Genomic DNA, 16,687 nt, shown 5'->3' on the forward strand with positions numbered 1-16,687 from the left:
GGGTGTGTCGTTGTCCGTGCCGGACATAGGCGGGCGCGGAAGGGCCTTCGCGAACGCCGGGCGGGGCGAATCGGTGAACTACCCCCACCGGGGCACTAGATTGACCGTGCACAGAGCGGGCCTGGCTGGTCAGGGGGCAGCGGTTTCATGGAATCCGAAGGCACATTCGACGCACGCGGTACGCGGTCCGATTCCGTGCCACGTCCCGCCGGGCCACCACCCGACGAGCCGTCGATGCCGCCCGGAACCCCCGCGCGGCCGGCGCAGGCGCCGGTGTCCCGCCTGGCGGTCGCCGAATGGCTGCGCATCCCGCGGCCTGCCGCCGCCCCCGGGATCTGGCGTCTGGACCACCGTGAGCGGCCGCAGGAGGAACCGGACCTCGTGCCCGCCCGCCAGCTGTTCAGTGGCGCCTTCATCGCCTACCTCTGCGGATGGCTCCTCTGGTCACTGCTGTGGAACGGCTACCTGGACGGTTGGTGGTTCTTCGTCAAGGACTGGTGGCTGCTGCCGATGCTGTGGCTGGTCCCGGACGACTGGCGGGCACAGGGCAGCCAGAACGCGGAACTCTTCGTCGCCGCGACCTACCTCTACGACGCCCTCGTCCTCGGTCTGCTCGCCGTCGGCTTCGGGCGGGTGGGCAACTGGCGCGAGGTCTGGCAGCGCTACGGCGTGCCGCTGTGGCCGCTCTTCGTCCTGCTGCCGGGCGTGTGGCGCGAAATGCCCCGTACCGTCACATGGCTCACCTGGGTGTCGAACATCTACTACGTGCTGCTCGTGGCCGCAGTGATCGCGGCTGTCGGGCGGATCGGCACGTGGCCGCCCGTACGGCGTCGGCTGGGGACCGCCGGGCCGGCGGCCGCGCCCCCGCCTCCGCCGGAAGCCGACCCCGCCGACTGGCCCGAGCTGCGCGCCGCCGGTCTGGGCGAGGCCGCCGCCCGGCTCGCCGACGCCACCGCACGCGGAACGCTCGGCGATGTGGACTACGCCCGGATCCGGCGCGCCTGGCAGGGAGTGCACGCCAGGCCCGACCGGCTCTCCGCCTTCGCCGACACCGTGCGCAGGGACGGGCCGGCCGCCTGCGCCCACCCCTCCGGCCGTCGGGACCTGGCCGTGCGCAGTGCCACGCACGACCTCGCCACCGCACAGGTCAAGATCGGCACCGTGGTCGACGACCCGCGCAATCCCTACGCACGCCGCACCACCGGTGTCGCCCTCGAACCCGCCCTCCTCGGGACCTCCCTCCTCGCCGTCGGGCCCTCCGGGTCCGGGAAGAGCGTGCGGCTGGTGCGGCCCGTCGTCGAGTCCCTGTGCCTCCAGGCCCTCGCCAACCGCGCCGCCGTCGTCACCGTCACCGCGCAGGGGGCCGCCGCCGCGCCCGACGACGCCTTCGACCTGGTCATCTCCGTCGGACGCCCCGATTCCACCCACGACCTCGACCTCTACGGCGGCGCCGACGACCCCGACGAGGCCGCCCGCGTGCTCGCCGAGGCGCTCGTCGGGGATCTCGCCGCCACACTGGCCGGCGGCGACAGCCGGCGGGCCGCGACCGCGCTGGCCCAGCTGATCGGGCCGTACCGGTGCGTCCACGGACGCTTCCCCGCCGTACCCGAGCTGCGGGAACTGCTCAGCGGCGCTCCCGTCGCCGTCGGAGCGCTGCGGGCCGCGCTGGAGTCGCAGGGCGATCCGGTCGCCGCGGCGCAGCTGCGGGAGCTGGACGCCCGGGAGCGGCAGTCCGCCCGCGCCGACGACATCGGCGTCCTGCTCGCCGAGCGGATCGCCTTCCTGGACCGGCCCGCCTTCGCCACGTTCTTCCGCACCGACGGCGGCGGGCGGCAGTTTTCGCTCCGCGCCATCGAACACCCGCTGCGCGTCCGCGTCGACCTGCCCGAGCGGGGGCACGCCGAGGCCTCGCGGATCGTGGCGCGGCTGATCCTCGCGCAGTTCACCGAAGCAGCGCTGACCCGGTCGGACCGTTCGCTGTTCGCCGCGCTCGTCCTCGACGACGCGACCTACACCGTCACCGCGGACTCGGTGCGCGCCGTCCAGCGGCTGCGCTCCGCCAACGCCGGTGTCGTCTTCGCACTGCGGACCCTGGAGGACGTGCCCGAGCCGCTGCGCGGACCGCTGCTCGGTGCGGTCGGCTGCCGGATGGCGTTCGCCGGACTCGCGCCCTGGGACGGCGGACGGTTCGCCGAGGCCTGGGGCACCGAATGGGTCCAGACCCGCGATGTCACCAACCGGCAGATCATCTCCGACGAACCGCTGACCAAGGCGCTGCACATGATGCGCCGCCTGGTCACCGGCAAGGCGGCCACGGCCGAGGCGATCACGGTCCGGGAGGTCGAGCGGGCCCGCTGGTCCGCCTCGGACCTGGCGCACGCGGTCCCGGCCGGCCACGCCGTGCTCTCCCTCACCAGCGTCCGCGGCGAGCACGCGCCTCCGCTGCTGGTGGACTTGCGCACCTGAGACCGGAGTCCGCGCGGCTGAGGTACGGGCTCCCGCCGCGGAGCCCGTACTGCTACGCCCTGGCAGAATCGAAGTACGCCGTTCATACGGGACGGCGAAATTCATCGCTGCTCGAAGGGCCGAGAAGTCCCATGCCGCCCACGCTCGCCTCGCTCGTCCAGCACTCGGCGCTCAAACTCACCGTGCGCTCCGGGGAGGACCGGCTCGAGACGCCCGTGCGCTGGGCCCACGTCAGCGAGCTCGCCGACCCGGTGCCGTACATGGAGGGCGGCGAACTGCTGCTCGTCACGGCGATGACCCTGGACGCCGAGGACCCCGAGGCCATGCGCCGCTATGTGCGCAGGCTGGTGGGCGCCGGTGTCGTCGGGCTCGGCTTCGCGGTCGGCGTGTACTACGAGGACATCCCGGACGCGCTGCTCGACGCGGCGAAGGCGGAGGATTTCCCGCTCCTCGCCGTGCCGCGCCGCACACCCTTCCTCGCCATCAGCAAGGCGGTCTCCGCGGCGATCGCGGCCGACCAGTACCGCGCTGTGACCGCCGGCTTCGAGGTCCAGCGGGAACTGACCCGGGCAGCGCTGGCCGAGGGCCCCGGCGCGGTCGTCGCCAAACTGGCCGCCCACGTCGACGGCTGGGCCGCGCTGTACGACGCATCGGGCTCCGTCGTCGCGGCCTCGCCCGAGTGGGCCGCGCGGCGGGCGGCCCGCCTCACCGGGGACGTGGAACGGCTGCGGGAGCGGGCGGCGCCCGCGAGCGCGGTCGTCGGCGACACCGACGACGACCGCGTCGAACTCCAGTCGCTCGGCAGCGGACGGCGGGTGCGCGGTGCGCTGGCCGTCGGCACGGGCGCGCCACTGGGCACCGCGTCGCGGTACGCCGTCCACTCGGCCGTCGCCCTGCTCACCCTGTCCACGGAGCGCTCGCGAGCGTTCCAGGAGGCGGAGCAGCGGCTCGGCGCCGCGGTGCTGCGGATGCTGCTGTCCGGTCAGCCCGACCATGCGCGCGCGGTCGCCGGAGACCTCTACGGCGGGCTGCTCGACGCACCTTTCCGGCTGCTGATCGCCGAGCCGGCGGGGGAGCAGGCGCCGGGCGCGGAGCAGCCCCTCCAGGCTTTCGCCGACATGCTGGAATCGGCGGCGGCGCGTGCGGCCGAGCCGGTGCTCGCGGTGCCGGACACGGAGGACCGGCTGGTGGTGCTGGCCGCGGACGGCGGCGCCGTGGTCACCGCCTGCACGGCGGCGTACGGCGAACAGGAGTCCGACGACGCAGCGCTGGTCGTCGGACTCTCGGCCCCCACCGGACCGATAGCGGCGGCGGGCGCCTACAAGCAGTGCGAGCAGGCGCTCTCGGTCGCCCGGCGGCGCGGCCGGGCCCTCGTCGAGCACGAGGAACTGGCGGCGGGATCGATCCTCCCGCTGCTCGCGGACGACGCGGTACGGGCGTTCGCGGACGGCATGCTGCGGGCGCTCTACGAGCACGACGCGACCGGGCGGGGCGATCTGGTGGCCTCGCTGCGGGCGTGGCTCTCGCGGCACGGCCAGTGGGACGCGGCGGCGGCGGACCTCGGCGTGCACCGTCACACCTTGCGGTACCGGATGCGGCGGGTGGAGGAGATCCTCGGGCGGTCGCTGGACGACCCGGACGTCCGGATGGAGTTGTGGCTGGCGCTGAAGACGTCGGCCGGTTCCGCCTGAACCGTCGGCCGTTCCGGGTGCGCGGACGGCCCGACCCCTCGAACTCCGCGACGCCCGGACTCCCGAACTCGCGGAATTCGGCCACTCCTTGAAAGATTTTCCCTTTCGGTGCCCGAACTCGGGCAGAAATCTGGCACTCGGTCGCCGAAATGCCTAGTGTCCTGCCTCGTGGTCGCCGGCGTCGGGGGTTCCTGTGCGCCGTCCAGGGACGAGAAGGACCGATGACACGACGCGCTGCCTCATCCGGCACATCCGCATCCGGCACATCCGCTGCCTGCACCTCTGCCGAAACTCTCGCCGGCGCCGGAACCGGGGTCGACGGGGTTTCCGCCCCCGACCGCCGGATCTCCGGAGCCGTCTGGGCGGCGCTCGCCATCGTCTACGTCGTCTGGGGCTCCACGTACCTCGGCATCCGCATCGTGGTCGAGACGATGCCGCCCTTCCTGTCCGCCGGCGCGCGCTTCGTCGTCGCGGGACTCGTCCTCGGAGCGCTCGTGGCCTGGCGGCAGGGCCCGTCCGCGCTCAAGGTCACCCGCAGGCAGCTGGCGTCCGCCGCGATGGTCGGCCTGCTGCTCCTGCTCGGCGGCAACGGCCTCGTCGTTCTCGCCGAGACAACGGTGCCCTCGGGCCTCGCCGCGCTGCTGATCGCCGTCGTACCGGCCTGGGTCGTCGTCCTGCGCAGGGCGTCCGGCGAACGGCCCGGCCTCGGGGCGTACTGCGGCGTCCTCCTCGGACTGGCGGGCCTCGCGGTTCTGACGCTGCCCGGCCTCAGCGGTGATGTACAGCTGTGGGGCGTCCTCACGGTGATCGTCGGGACCCTGATGTGGTCGGTCGGCTCGTTCTCCTCGTCGCGCATCCCGATGCCGGCGAACCCCTTCGCCGCGAGTGCGTACGAGATGGTGGCGGGCGGCATCGGCTGCGCGCTGGTGGGCCTCGGCCGCGGGGAGCAGCACGGCTTCGTCCTCGGCGAGGTCTCGGCCCGCTCCTGGACGGCGCTCGCGTATCTGGTGGTGTTCGGCTCGATCGTGGCGTTCACGGCATACGCGTGGCTGCTGCACTCGGCCCCGCTGTCGCTGGTGGCGACGTACGCGTACGTCAATCCGGTGGTGGCGGTGCTGCTCGGTGCGCTGATCCTGAACGAGGAGCTGTCGTGGCCGATCGCGCTGGGAGGAGCGGTGGTGGTGGCGGGGGTGTGCCTGATCGTCTCGACGGAACGTCGGCGGTGAGGCGGGGGTGGTGGCAGGGAACGGCGGGTTCTGCCGCCGCACGATCCGCACGATCCCCGGGGCCCGTTCGCCGCGTCGTCCAAGGGGGCTGCCACCCGCACGACAAAGCGGCGGGGGCGGGCCCGACAACACTCCATCGCGGACAAACGCCAGGACGGCCTCCCGCCCCTACCGTGGGGCGCAGACATCCCCATCTATCTCGGAAGGGCCGGGACATGACTTCCACCCACGCCTTCTGGCTCGCCGGCCGTCAGGCCACCGGTGAGGCCACCTTCGACGTCACCTCCCCCTGGGACGGACGGCTCGTCGGTCAGGTCTCCGTCCCGACCGAGGCCCAGGTCGAGGAGGCGGTCGCCGCCGCGTACGCCGTGCGCGACGAGTTCGCCGCCACCCCCGCCCACGTACGCGCCGCCGCCCTCGACCACGTGTCGCGCCGGCTCGTCGAGCGCACCGAGGAGATCGCGCAGCTCATCTCCGCCGAGAACGGCAAGCCCGTCAAGTGGGCCCGCGGCGAGGTCGGCCGTGCCGTGTCCGTCTTCCGGTTCGCCGCCGAGGAGGCTCGCCGCTTCAACGGTGGCGAGGCCCAGCGCCTGGACACCGACGCCGGCGGCCAGGGCCGTCTCGCGCTCACCCGCCGCTTCCCCAAGGGTGTCGTCCTCGGGATCGCGCCGTTCAACTTCCCGCTGAACCTCTGCGCGCACAAGATCGCCCCGGCGATCGCCGTCGGCGCGCCGATCATCCTCAAGCCCGCGCCCGCCACCCCGCTCTCCGGCCTGATCATCGGCGAGCTGCTCGCCGAGACCGAGCTGCCCGCGGGCTCCTGGTCCGTGCTGCCGGTGCCGAACGACAAGATGCCCGCCCTCGTCCAGGACGAGCGGCTGCCGGTCATCTCCTTCACCGGTTCCGACAAGGTCGGCTTCGCGATCATGGACTCCGTGCCGCGCAAGCACTGCACCCTGGAGCTCGGCGGCAACGGCGCGGCCGTGGTCCTCGGCGACTTCGCCTCCGAGAAGGACCTGGACTGGGCGGCGACCCGTATCGCCACCTTCTCCAACTACCAGGGCGGCCAGTCCTGCATCTCCGTGCAGCGCGTCATTGCCGACGCCTCCGTCCACGACCGCCTGGTCCCCAAGATCGTCGCGGCGGTCGAGGCCCAGGTCACCGGTGACCCGTCCGACGACGCCACCGATGTCGGCCCCCTCGTCAGCGAGGACGCCGCGAAGCGCGTCGAGGCGTGGGTCGACGAGGCCGTGCAGGCGGGCGCCACGCTCCTGGCCGGCGGCAAGCGTGACGGTGCGTCGTACGCGCCGACCGTCCTCGCCGACGTCCCCGCCGACTCCACCATCGCCTGCGAGGAGGTCTTCGGGCCCGTCCTCACCATCCGCAAGGTGGACGGCGAGGCCGAGGCCTTCGCCGCGGTCAACGACTCCAAGTACGGCCTTCAGGCAGGCGTGTTCACCCACGACGTACAGACCGCCTTCCGTGCCCACCGCGCGCTGGAGGTCGGCGGCGTGATCATCGGCGATGTGCCGTCCTACCGCGCGGACCAGATGCCGTACGGCGGAGCCAAGCAGTCCGGTGTCGGCCGCGAGGGCGTGGCCTTCGCGATGGACGACTACACGTACGAGCGGGTTCTGGTCCTCACTGGACTGGCCCTGTAGCGCCCGTACGTCACCGACCACGGCCGGAGCCCACTGTGCGGGGGCTCCGGCCGTTCCCGTACCCCGTCGGAGGGGGCTTTCGGTGCGGCACGCGGACTGGTGGAGCGCGCGGTAATCGGGTACTACGAACGAGTAGCACCGGCCGGTAAAGGCGCTTCCGTGCCCCGGCCCATGCCCCCGGCCCCGACTCGCGGCGAGGTGAGCCTCATGACCGCACCACTCGAGAAAAACCGTCCCAAGGTCAGCGAGCGTGAAGCACGACAGGTCGCCGAAGCCGCGCGCGAGAAGGACTGGCGCAAGCCGAGCTTCGCCAAGGAACTGTTCCTCGGCCGCTTCCGGCTCGACCTGATCCATCCGCATCCCATGCCCGCCGGCGAGGACGCCCGCCGCGGCGAGGAATTCCTCGCGAAACTGCGCGACTTCTGCGAGACCCGGATCGACGGCGCGCTCATCGAGCGCGAGGCGCGGATCCCCGACGAGGTGATCGACGGGCTCAAGGAGCTCGGCGCCCTCGGTATGAAGATCGACATCAAGTACGGCGGCCTCGGCCTCACCCAGGTGTACTACAACAAGGCCCTGGCGCTCGTCGGCTCCGCCAACCCCGCGATCGGCGCGCTCCTGTCGGCGCACCAGTCGATCGGCGTACCGCAGCCCCTGAAGATCTTCGGCACGCAGGAGCAGAAGGACGCGTTCCTGCCGCGCCTTGCCCGTACCGATATCTCCGCCTTCCTGCTGACCGAGCCGGACGTCGGCTCGGACCCCGCCCGTCTCGCCACCACCGCCGTCCCCGACGGCGACGACTACATCCTCGACGGCGTCAAGCTCTGGACCACCAACGGCGTCGTCGCCGACCTCCTCGTCGTGATGGCCCGTGTGCCCAAGTCCGAGGGGCACAAGGGCGGCATCACCGCCTTCGTCGTCGAAGCCGCGAGCGAGGGCATCACCGTCGAGAACCGGAACGCCTTCATGGGCCTGCGCGGCCTGGAGAACGGCGTCACCCGCTTCCACAAGGTCCGCGTCCCGGCCGCCAACCGCATCGGCGCCGAAGGTGCCGGACTCAAGATCGCCCTCACCACGCTCAACACGGGCCGGCTCTCGCTGCCCGCGATGTGTGTCGGAGCGGGCAAGTGGTGCCTGAAGATCGCCCGTGAATGGTCGGCGGTGCGCGAGCAGTGGGGCAGGCCGGTCGCCAAGCACGAGGCCGTCGGCGCGAAGATCTCCTTCATCGCGGCGACCACCTTCGCGCTGGAGGCGGTGCTCGACCTCTCGTCCCAGATGGCCGACGAGGACCGCAACGACATCCGTATCGAGGCGGCGCTCGCCAAGCTCTACGGCTCCGAGATGGCCTGGCTGATGGCGGACGAGCTGGTGCAGATCCGCGGCGGCCGCGGCTTCGAGACCGCCGACTCGCTGGCGGCGCGCGGCGAACGGGCCGTCCCCGCCGAGCAGATGCTGCGCGACCTGCGCATCAACCGCATCTTCGAGGGCTCCACCGAGATCATGCATCTGCTGATCGCCCGCGAGGCCGTCGACGCGCATCTCGCCGTGGCCGGGGACATCATCGACCCCGACAAGACGCTCGGCGACAAGGCGAGGGCCGGCGCCAACGCGGCGGCCTTCTACGCCCGCTGGCTGCCGAAGCTGGTCACCGGTCCGGGTCAACTACCGCGCACGTACAACGAATTCCACCCGCCCGGGCACCCGGATCTGTCCGGACACCTGCGCTACGTCGAGCGTTCGGCCCGCAAGCTCGCCCGCTCGACGTTCTACGCGATGTCCCGCTGGCAGGGCCGCATGGAGACGAAGCAGGGCTTCCTCGGCCGGATCGTCGACATCGGAGCCGAACTGTTCGCGATGAGCGCGGCCTGCGTACGTGCCGAACTGCTGCGCACCACCGAGGCGCACGGCCGTGAGGCGTACCAGCTGGCCGACGTGTTCTGCCGGCAGTCCCGCATCCGGGTCGAGGAACTCTTCACCCGTCTGTGGTCGAACACCGACGACCTCGACAACAAGGTCGTGGGCGGTGTGCTGTCCGGCACGTACACCTGGCTGGAGGAGGGCATCGTCGACCCGAGCGGCGAAGGCCCCTGGATCGCGGACGCGACCCCGGGCCCGGCGCAGCGGGAGAATGTCCACCGCCCCATCCGCTGACCCGTGCGCGCCCGGTGCCCCGGCCGTCGTCGATCTCCGGATCAGCGGCGGCCGGGGCACCGACGCGCCGACCGGCATCCGGTGCCCGGCCGTGCACGCGGCCCCCGTTCACCCGGCCCGGGCGCCGGTTCGCGGGACGCACTGTCCGACCGCACAGCGGATGCGGCCACAATGGGGGGATGAGCGACAGCCCATCCCCTCTCGCCGACCCCCATATCGCCTTCGATCCGTCCGAAGGCCGCCGGGACATCGTCGTCCTCGGCTCCACCGGGTCCATCGGCACGCAGGCCATCGACCTGGTCCTGCGCAACCCCGACCGCTTCCGCGTCACCGCGCTCTCCGCCGCCGGCGGACGGGTCGGGCTCCTGGCCGAGCAGGCCCGGCAGCTGCGGGTCGACACGGTGGCCGTGGCACGCGAGGACGCCGTGCCCGCGCTGCGCGAGGCGCTCGCGGGGCAGTACGGCACCGAGCCCCTGCCGGAGATCCTCGCCGGGCCGGACGCCGCCACCCAGCTCGCCGCCTCCGCCTGCCACACCGTGCTCAACGGCATCACCGGCTCCATCGGCCTCGCCCCGACCCTTGCCGCGCTCGAGGCGGGCCGCACTCTCGCCCTCGCCAACAAGGAGTCGCTCATCGTCGGCGGGCCGTTGGTGAAGGCGCTCGCCGCGCCCGGCCAGATCATCCCGGTCGACTCCGAGCACGCGGCACTCTTCCAGGCGCTGGCCGCGGGCACCCGGGCCGATGTGCGCAAGCTCGTCGTCACCGCGTCGGGCGGCCCCTTCCGCGGCCGGACCCGCGCGGAACTGGCGAACGTCACCCCCGACGACGCCCTCGCGCACCCCACCTGGGCGATGGGCCCGGTGATCACCATCAACAGCGCGACGCTGGTCAACAAGGGACTGGAGGTCATCGAGGCGCACCTCCTCTACGACATCCCGTTCGACCGCATCGAGGTCGTCGTCCACCCTCAGTCCTATGTCCACTCGATGGTGGAGTTCACGGACGGATCGACCATCGCCCAGGCCACCCCGCCCGACATGCGCGGACCGATCGCCGTCGGCATCGGCTGGCCCGAGCGGGTCCCGGGCGCCGCCCCGGCTTTCGACTGGACCACGGCGTCGACCTGGGAGTTCTTCCCGCTGGACACCGAGGCGTTCCCGTCCGTCGGACTCGCCCGGCACGTGGGGCAGCTGGGCGGCACGGCGCCGGCGGTGTTCAATGCCGCGAACGAGGAGTGCGTCGACGCGTTTCTCGCAGGGCGGCTGCCGTTCAACGGAATCCTGGATACGGTCACCGAAGTCGTCACCGAACACGGAGTGCCCGCCGAGGGAACCCGGCTGACGGTGTCGGACGTCCTGGAAGCGGAGACCTGGGCCCGGGCGAGGGCCCGGGAACTGGCAGTGAAGGCTACGGCGGAGGCTCGCGCATGACGATTCTGTTGACGGTCCTCGGCATAGCTCTCTTCGCAGTGGGGCTGCTGATCTCCATCGCCTGGCACGAGCTCGGCCACCTTTCCACGGCCAAGCTCTTCGGCATCCGCGTCCCCCAGTACATGGTCGGCTTCGGCCCGACCATCTGGTCGCGGCACAAGGGCGAGACGGAGTACGGCATCAAGGCCATCCCCATGGGCGGCTACATCCGCATGATCGGGATGTTCCCGCCCGGCGAGGACGGCCGGCTGGAGGCGCGGTCGACGTCGCCCTGGCGCGGAATGATCGAGGACGCCCGCTCGGCGGCCTTCGAGGAACTGAAGCCCGGGGACGAGAAGCGGCTCTTCTACACGCGCAAGCCCTGGAAGCGCGTGATCGTGATGTTCGCCGGGCCGTTCATGAACCTGATCCTCGCCGTCGCGATCTTCCTCGGGGTGGCGATGACCTTCGGCTTCGCGACCCAGACCACCGAGGTCGCCGGGGTCCAGAAGTGCGTCATCTCCCAGAGCGAGAACCGTGACACCTGCGCCAAGGGCGACCCGGTCTCGCCCGCCGAGGCCGCCGGGCTGAAGACGGGCGACAAGATCGTCGCCTTCAACGGCAAGCCGGTCGACGACTGGGCCACCCTGTCGAACCGCATCCGCGAGACCATCGGCCCGGCCACCATCACCGTCGAGCGCGGCGGACAGGAGCAGGTCCTCGAGGCCACGCTCGCCAAGAACTCGGTGGCCAAGAAGAACGCCGACGGCGAGGTCGTCCCCGGGCAGTACGTCCCCGCGGGCTACCTCGGCTTCGCCGCCAAGACCGAGATCCTGCCGCTGTCCTTCCCCGATTCGGTCGACCGCATGGGCGACATGATCGAGAACGGTGTCGAGTCCATGGTGGCGCTGCCCGCCAAGGTCCCGGACCTGTGGAACGCCGCCTTCAGCGACGGCGACCGCAAGGACGACTCCCCGGTGGGCGTGGTCGGTGCGGCCCGTATCAGCGGTGAGGTGATGAACCTCGACGCACCGGCACAGAACCTGATCGCGATGTTCATGATGCTGCTCGCCGGCTTCAACCTGTCGCTGTTCCTGTTCAACATGCTGCCGCTGCTGCCGCTGGACGGCGGTCATATCGCGGGCGCCCTGTGGGAGTCCGTACGCCGCAATCTCGCCAAGCTGTTCCGGCGCCCCGATCCCGGCCCCTTCGACGTGGCCAAGCTGATGCCGGTCGCCTACGTGGTCGCGGGCATCTTCATCTGCTTCACCCTGCTCGTCCTGGTCGCCGACATCGTCAACCCCGTCAAGATCAGCTGAGCGGATCCGCCGCGGCGGAAAGGTACGGAGACGGCCGGACACCCTATGTGTCCGGCCGCTCACCTTTTCGGGGTGTTTGCCTGCGCGATGTGCTGACGACAACCCGGGTGCCGTAATCTCGACTGCTGGAGCCCGCCGATCTCGGGACCTCGATCCACTCCTTGGGGTTGCACAGCAGATGACCGCGATTTCTCTCGGTATGCCATCCGTTCCGACCAAGCTCGCCGACCGCCGGGTGAGCCGGAAGATCCAGGTCGGCACCGTCGCCGTCGGTGGCGACGCCCCCGTCTCCGTCCAGTCGATGACGACGACCAGGACGTCGGACATCGGTGCCACGCTGCAGCAGATCGCCGAACTGACCGCGTCCGGTTGCCAGATCGTGCGGGTGGCGTGCCCGACGCAGGACGACGCGGACGCGTTGTCGACGATCGCGCGGAAGTCGCAGATCCCGGTGATCGCGGACATTCATTTTCAGCCGAAGTATGTGTTCGCGGCGATCGACGCGGGCTGTGCGGCGGTGCGGGTGAACCCGGGCAACATCAAGCAGTTCGACGACAAGGTGAAGGAGATCGCGCGGGCGGCGGGTGATGCGGGGACCCCGATCCGGATCGGGGTGAACGCGGGTTCGCTGGATGCGCGGCTGCTGGCGAAGTACGGCAAGGCGACGCCGGAGGCGCTGGTGGAGTCGGCGCTGTGGGAGGCGTCGCTGTTCGAGGAGCACGGTTTCCGGGACATCAAGATCTCGGTGAAGCACAACGACCCGGTCGTGATGGTCAACGCCTACCGGCAGCTGGCTGCGCAGTCGGACTATCCGCTGCACCTGGGTGTGACGGAGGCGGGTCCGGCGTTCCAGGGCACGATCAAGTCGGCGGTGGCGTTCGGTGCGCTGCTGAGTGAGGGGATCGGGGACACGATCCGGGTTTCTCTGTCGGCGCCGCCGGCGGAGGAGGTGAAGGTCGGTATCCAGATTCTGGAGTCGCTCAATCTGCGTCAGCGCCGGCTGGAGATCGTGTCGTGTCCGTCGTGCGGTCGGGCGCAGGTGGATGTGTACAAGCTGGCGGATGAGGTGACGGCGGGGCTGGAGGGCATGGAGGTGCCTCTGCGGGTCGCGGTCATGGGGTGTGTGGTGAACGGCCCGGGCGAGGCCCGTGAGGCCGACCTGGGTGTCGCGTCCGGCAACGGCAAGGGTCAGATCTTCGTCAAGGGCGAGGTCATCAAGACGGTGCCCGAGTCGAGGATCGTGGAGACCCTCATCGAAGAGGCGCTGAAGATCGCCGAACAGATGGAGAAGGACGGCGTCATGTCCGGCGAACCCGAGGTCTCGGTCAGCTGACAGGCGCCATCGGCCCCGGGCACGCAGTGTCGTGCACCGGGGCCTGTTGCTGAGCTCGGCACCCGGGGTACCCGCCAGGTACAGTTCGGAGATCAGCAGACCGTATGGTGAGGCCCCTCGTGTTGACGCAGACCACCACCCGGGTCCTTGAACCCAGCGACCTCGGCGCAGCGCTCGCCGTCCTCGAGAGCGAGCCCGTGACGAACGCCTTCGTCGCATCCCGGGTCCAGGTCGCCGGGCTCGACCCCTGGCGCCTCGGCGGCGAGATGTGGGGCTGGTACGCGGACGGGCGGCTCCGCTCGCTCTGCTACTCCGGCGCCAACCTCGTGCCGATCTGCGCCGGACCCGAAGCCGTACGCGCCTTCGCCGACCGCGCCCGCAGAGCCGGCCGCCGCTGCTCGTCCATCGTCGGCCCCGCCGAGCCCACCGCCCAGCTGTGGCGGCTGCTCGAACCGAGCTGGGGCCCCGCCAGGGACGTACGCGCCAACCAGCCGCTCATGGTCACCGAGCAGGTCCCCGACGACATCGAGCCCGACCCGCACGTCCGCCGCATCCGCAAGGACGAGATGGAAGTGATCATGCCCGCCTGCGTGGCCATGTTCACCGAGGAGGTCGGCATCTCCCCGATGGCGGGCGACGGCGGACTGCTCTACCAGGCACGCGTGGCCGAACTCGTCGCCGCGGGGAGGTCGTTCGCCCGTATCGAGGACGGCAGGGTCGTCTTCAAGGCCGAGATCGGCGCGGCGACCACGGACGCCTGCCAGATCCAAGGGGTGTGGGTGGACCCGGAGTTCCGCGGCCGGGGACTGTCCGAGACGGGCATGGCGGCCGTGCTGCGCTACGCGCTCGCGGATGTCGCTCCGGTCGTCAGCCTGTACGTCAACGACTACAACACCGCTGCCAGGGCGTCGTACCGCCGCGTCGGCTTCCGCGAGGTCGGAGCCTTCATGAGCGTGCTGTTCTGACGGAGCGCGACGGCAAGTAGGGTTCGCGCATGGCAGCACTTCCCGGAGGCGCACCCCGGACCCCCGACATCGTGGTCGGACCGGTCGATCTGGCCGCGCGCATCGACGAGGCCCTCGCGGTACAGGCCCTCGCCTTCGGGCTGAGCGACGACGAGGTCGAGGTCCGGCGCCACATCGTCGACCGCCATCTCCTGCAGCCCGGCGCCTGCGCCCTCGGCGCACTGACCGGCAACGGGCGCCTCGTCGGCTTCGTCTACGGCATGCCCAACGACCGCACCCACTGGTGGTCCACCGTCGTCGAGCCCTATCTGCGGCGAGGCGACAGCGACGGCTGGCTCGACGACTCCTTCGTCATCACCGAACTGCACGTCCACCCCGCTTTCCAGGGCCAGGGCATCGGCCGTGAGCTGATCACCACGATCACCGACCGGGCACTTCAGCCGCGGTCGATCCTCTCCGCCATCGACATCGAGAGCCCGGCCCGCGCCCTCTACCGCTCGCTCGGCTACCGGGACCTCGCGCGCCAGGTCCTGTTCCCCAGCGCCCCCAGTCCGTACGCCGTGATGGGCGCCCCGCTGCCCCTGCTCCGCGGGAACTGATTTCCGCCCGCACCCACCGCCCGGATAACCTCCTGCCAGCATCCTTATACGACGCAGGAGAATTCCCCATGGCAGCCCAGGTCCAGCGCATGTCCCGTCTGATGGTCAAGACACTGCGCGACGACCCGGCGGACGCCGAGACGCTCAGCCACAAGCTGCTCGTCCGCGCCGGGTACGTCCGGCGCAACGCGGCGGGCATCTGGTCCTGGCTGCCGCTCGGCAAGAGGGTCCTGGAGAACGTCACGCGCGTCGTGCGCGAGGAGATGGACGCCATCGGCGCCCAGGAGGTCCTGCTGCCCGCCCTGCTGCCCAAGGAGCCCTACGAGGCGACGGGCCGCTGGGAGGAGTACGGCGCGGAGCTGTTCCGCCTCAAGGACCGCAAGGGCGCGGAGTACCTGCTCGGCCCGACCCACGAGGAGATCTTCACCCAGCTGGTCAAGGACCAGTGCACGTCCTACAAGGACCTGCCGGTGATCCTCTACCAGATCCAGGCGAAGTACCGCGACGAGGCGCGACCCCGTTCGGGCATCCTGCGGGGCCGTGAGTTCCAGATGAAGGACTCGTACTCCTTCGACACGACCGACGAGGGCCTGGCGGAGTCGTACGCGCTGCACCGCGCCGCGTACATCAAGATCTTCGAGCGACTCGGACTCTCCCACCGCATCGTCTCGGCCGTCTCCGGAGCCATGGGCGGCTCCGCGTCGGAGGAGTTCCTGGCGCCGGCGGCCGCGGGCGAGGACACCTTCGTGTACTGCCCGTCCTGCGACTACGCCGCGAACACGGAGGCCGTGACCTTCGCCGCCCAGGTGGCCTCCGGCGACCACCCCGCGGTGGAGGAGCTGGACACCCCCGAGACCCCGACCATCGAGACGCTCGCCGCGCTCCTGGAGGTGCCTGCCTCCGCGACGCTGAAGAACCTGCTGGTCAAGGTCGACGGCGAGATCGTCGCCGTCGGTGTGCCCGGTGACCGCGAGGTCGACCTCGGCAAGCTGACGGACCACCTCGCGCCCGCCACCGTGGAACTCGTCACCGCGGACGACTTCACCGGCCGGCCCGACCTCGTACGCGGCTACGTCGGCCCGCAGGGCCTGGAGAAGGTCCGCTACATCGCCGACCCGCGGGTGGCACGGGGCACGGCCTGGATCACCGGCGCGAACAAGCCCGACACCCACGCCCGCAACGTCGTCGCGGGCCGCGACTTCGAGGTGGACGACTACCTCGACGTCGTCGTGGTCCAGGACGGCGACCCCTGCCCGCAGTGCGGTACGGGGCTCAAGCTCGACCGCGCGATCGAGATCGGCCACATCTTCCAGCTCGGCCGGAAGTACGCGGACGCCTTCCAGCTCGACGTGCTCGGCCAGAACGGCAAGCCGGCCCGGGTGACGATGGGCTCGTACGGCATCGGTGTCTCGCGCGCGGTGGCGGCACTGGCGGAGCAGACGGCGGACGAGCAGGGCCTGTGCTGGCCGCGGGAGATCGCCCCGGCGGACGTCCACGTGGTCGCCGCGGGCAAGGCGCTCCAGACGGAGCTCGCCCTGGACGTCGCCGACCAGCTGGCGGCGGCGGGCCTGCGGGTCCTGGTGGACGAGCGTCCCGGGGTCTCGCCGGGCGTGAAGTTCACGGACGCGGAGCTGATCGGCGTCCCGAAGATCCTGGTGGCGGGCCGCCGCTCGGCGGAGGGCGTGGTGGAACTGAAGGACCGCCGCACGGGGGAGCGGGAGGAGCTCCCGGTGTCGGAGGCGATCGCGCGGCTGCGGGGCTGAGGGAACGGGGGGGCGCGATTCCGGCCGGCCCTGGGTTTGAGGACATGCCGGCAGGGCGTGCCCGGCGGTGAGGGTGCGGGTGGTTCGCGGGGCGCTGCCCCGGG

The 16,687-nt window shown here is 71.3% G+C and carries 11 protein-coding genes; all 11 read left to right on the forward strand.

Annotated features, from left to right (window positions below; all coding sequences use genetic code 11):
- The first annotated feature begins 234 nt into the window (after nucleotides 1-234).
- The 11 genes from OHA05_RS26495 (at nucleotide 235) to OHA05_RS26545 (ending at nucleotide 16,583) form a co-directional block, all read left to right on the forward strand.
- Entirely contained in the window at nucleotides 235-2,466 is a 2,232-nt protein-coding gene (locus tag OHA05_RS26495) for an ATP/GTP-binding protein (protein ID WP_328861883.1), read from the forward strand.
- Between the two features lie 131 nt (nucleotides 2,467-2,597).
- Nucleotides 2,598-4,157 carry a PucR family transcriptional regulator gene (locus tag OHA05_RS26500; RefSeq protein WP_313943789.1) on the forward strand — a complete coding sequence of 520 codons (1,560 nt, stop codon included), beginning with the start codon at nucleotides 2,598-2,600 and terminating at the stop codon, nucleotides 4,155-4,157.
- A gap of 221 nt (nucleotides 4,158-4,378) precedes the next feature.
- On the forward strand, nucleotides 4,379-5,383 hold the full coding sequence (locus tag OHA05_RS26505) for an EamA family transporter (RefSeq protein WP_313943788.1): 1,005 nt from the start codon (nucleotides 4,379-4,381) through the stop codon (nucleotides 5,381-5,383).
- Between the two features lie 215 nt (nucleotides 5,384-5,598).
- A complete protein-coding gene (locus OHA05_RS26510) occupies nucleotides 5,599-7,044 on the forward strand; it encodes an aldehyde dehydrogenase family protein (protein ID WP_313943787.1) in 1,446 nt (481 codons plus the stop codon).
- A 207-nt stretch (nucleotides 7,045-7,251) separates the two neighbouring features.
- Nucleotides 7,252-9,195, forward strand: a complete 1,944-nt coding sequence (locus OHA05_RS26515; protein ID WP_313943786.1) for an acyl-CoA dehydrogenase family protein — start codon at nucleotides 7,252-7,254, stop codon at nucleotides 9,193-9,195.
- A 179-nt stretch (nucleotides 9,196-9,374) separates the two neighbouring features.
- On the forward strand, nucleotides 9,375-10,625 hold the full coding sequence (dxr, locus tag OHA05_RS26520) for a 1-deoxy-D-xylulose-5-phosphate reductoisomerase (RefSeq protein WP_313943785.1): 1,251 nt from the start codon (nucleotides 9,375-9,377) through the stop codon (nucleotides 10,623-10,625).
- Nucleotides 10,622-11,923 carry a M50 family metallopeptidase gene (locus OHA05_RS26525; protein WP_313943784.1) on the forward strand — a complete coding sequence of 434 codons (1,302 nt, stop codon included), beginning with the start codon at nucleotides 10,622-10,624 and terminating at the stop codon, nucleotides 11,921-11,923. The genes dxr and OHA05_RS26525 overlap by 4 nt, the downstream gene beginning before the upstream one ends.
- Nucleotides 11,924-12,101: 178 nt before the next feature.
- Nucleotides 12,102-13,256: a flavodoxin-dependent (E)-4-hydroxy-3-methylbut-2-enyl-diphosphate synthase gene (ispG, locus tag OHA05_RS26530; RefSeq protein ID WP_313943783.1), complete on the forward strand. Its 1,155-nt coding sequence runs from the start codon at nucleotides 12,102-12,104 to the stop codon at nucleotides 13,254-13,256.
- 122 nt (nucleotides 13,257-13,378) lie between these two features.
- Nucleotides 13,379-14,221, forward strand: coding sequence for a GNAT family N-acetyltransferase (locus OHA05_RS26535; protein WP_313948844.1), 843 nt, complete (start codon nucleotides 13,379-13,381; stop codon nucleotides 14,219-14,221).
- 29 nt (nucleotides 14,222-14,250) lie between these two features.
- Entirely contained in the window at nucleotides 14,251-14,820 is a 570-nt protein-coding gene (locus tag OHA05_RS26540) for a GNAT family N-acetyltransferase (protein ID WP_313943781.1), read from the forward strand.
- A gap of 68 nt (nucleotides 14,821-14,888) precedes the next feature.
- Entirely contained in the window at nucleotides 14,889-16,583 is a 1,695-nt protein-coding gene (locus OHA05_RS26545; RefSeq protein ID WP_313943780.1) for a proline--tRNA ligase, read from the forward strand.
- Nucleotides 16,584-16,687 lie beyond the last annotated feature (104 nt).

Source organism: Streptomyces sp. NBC_00306, assembly GCF_036169555.1.
Lineage (GTDB): Bacteria > Actinomycetota > Actinomycetes > Streptomycetales > Streptomycetaceae > Streptomyces > Streptomyces achmelvichensis.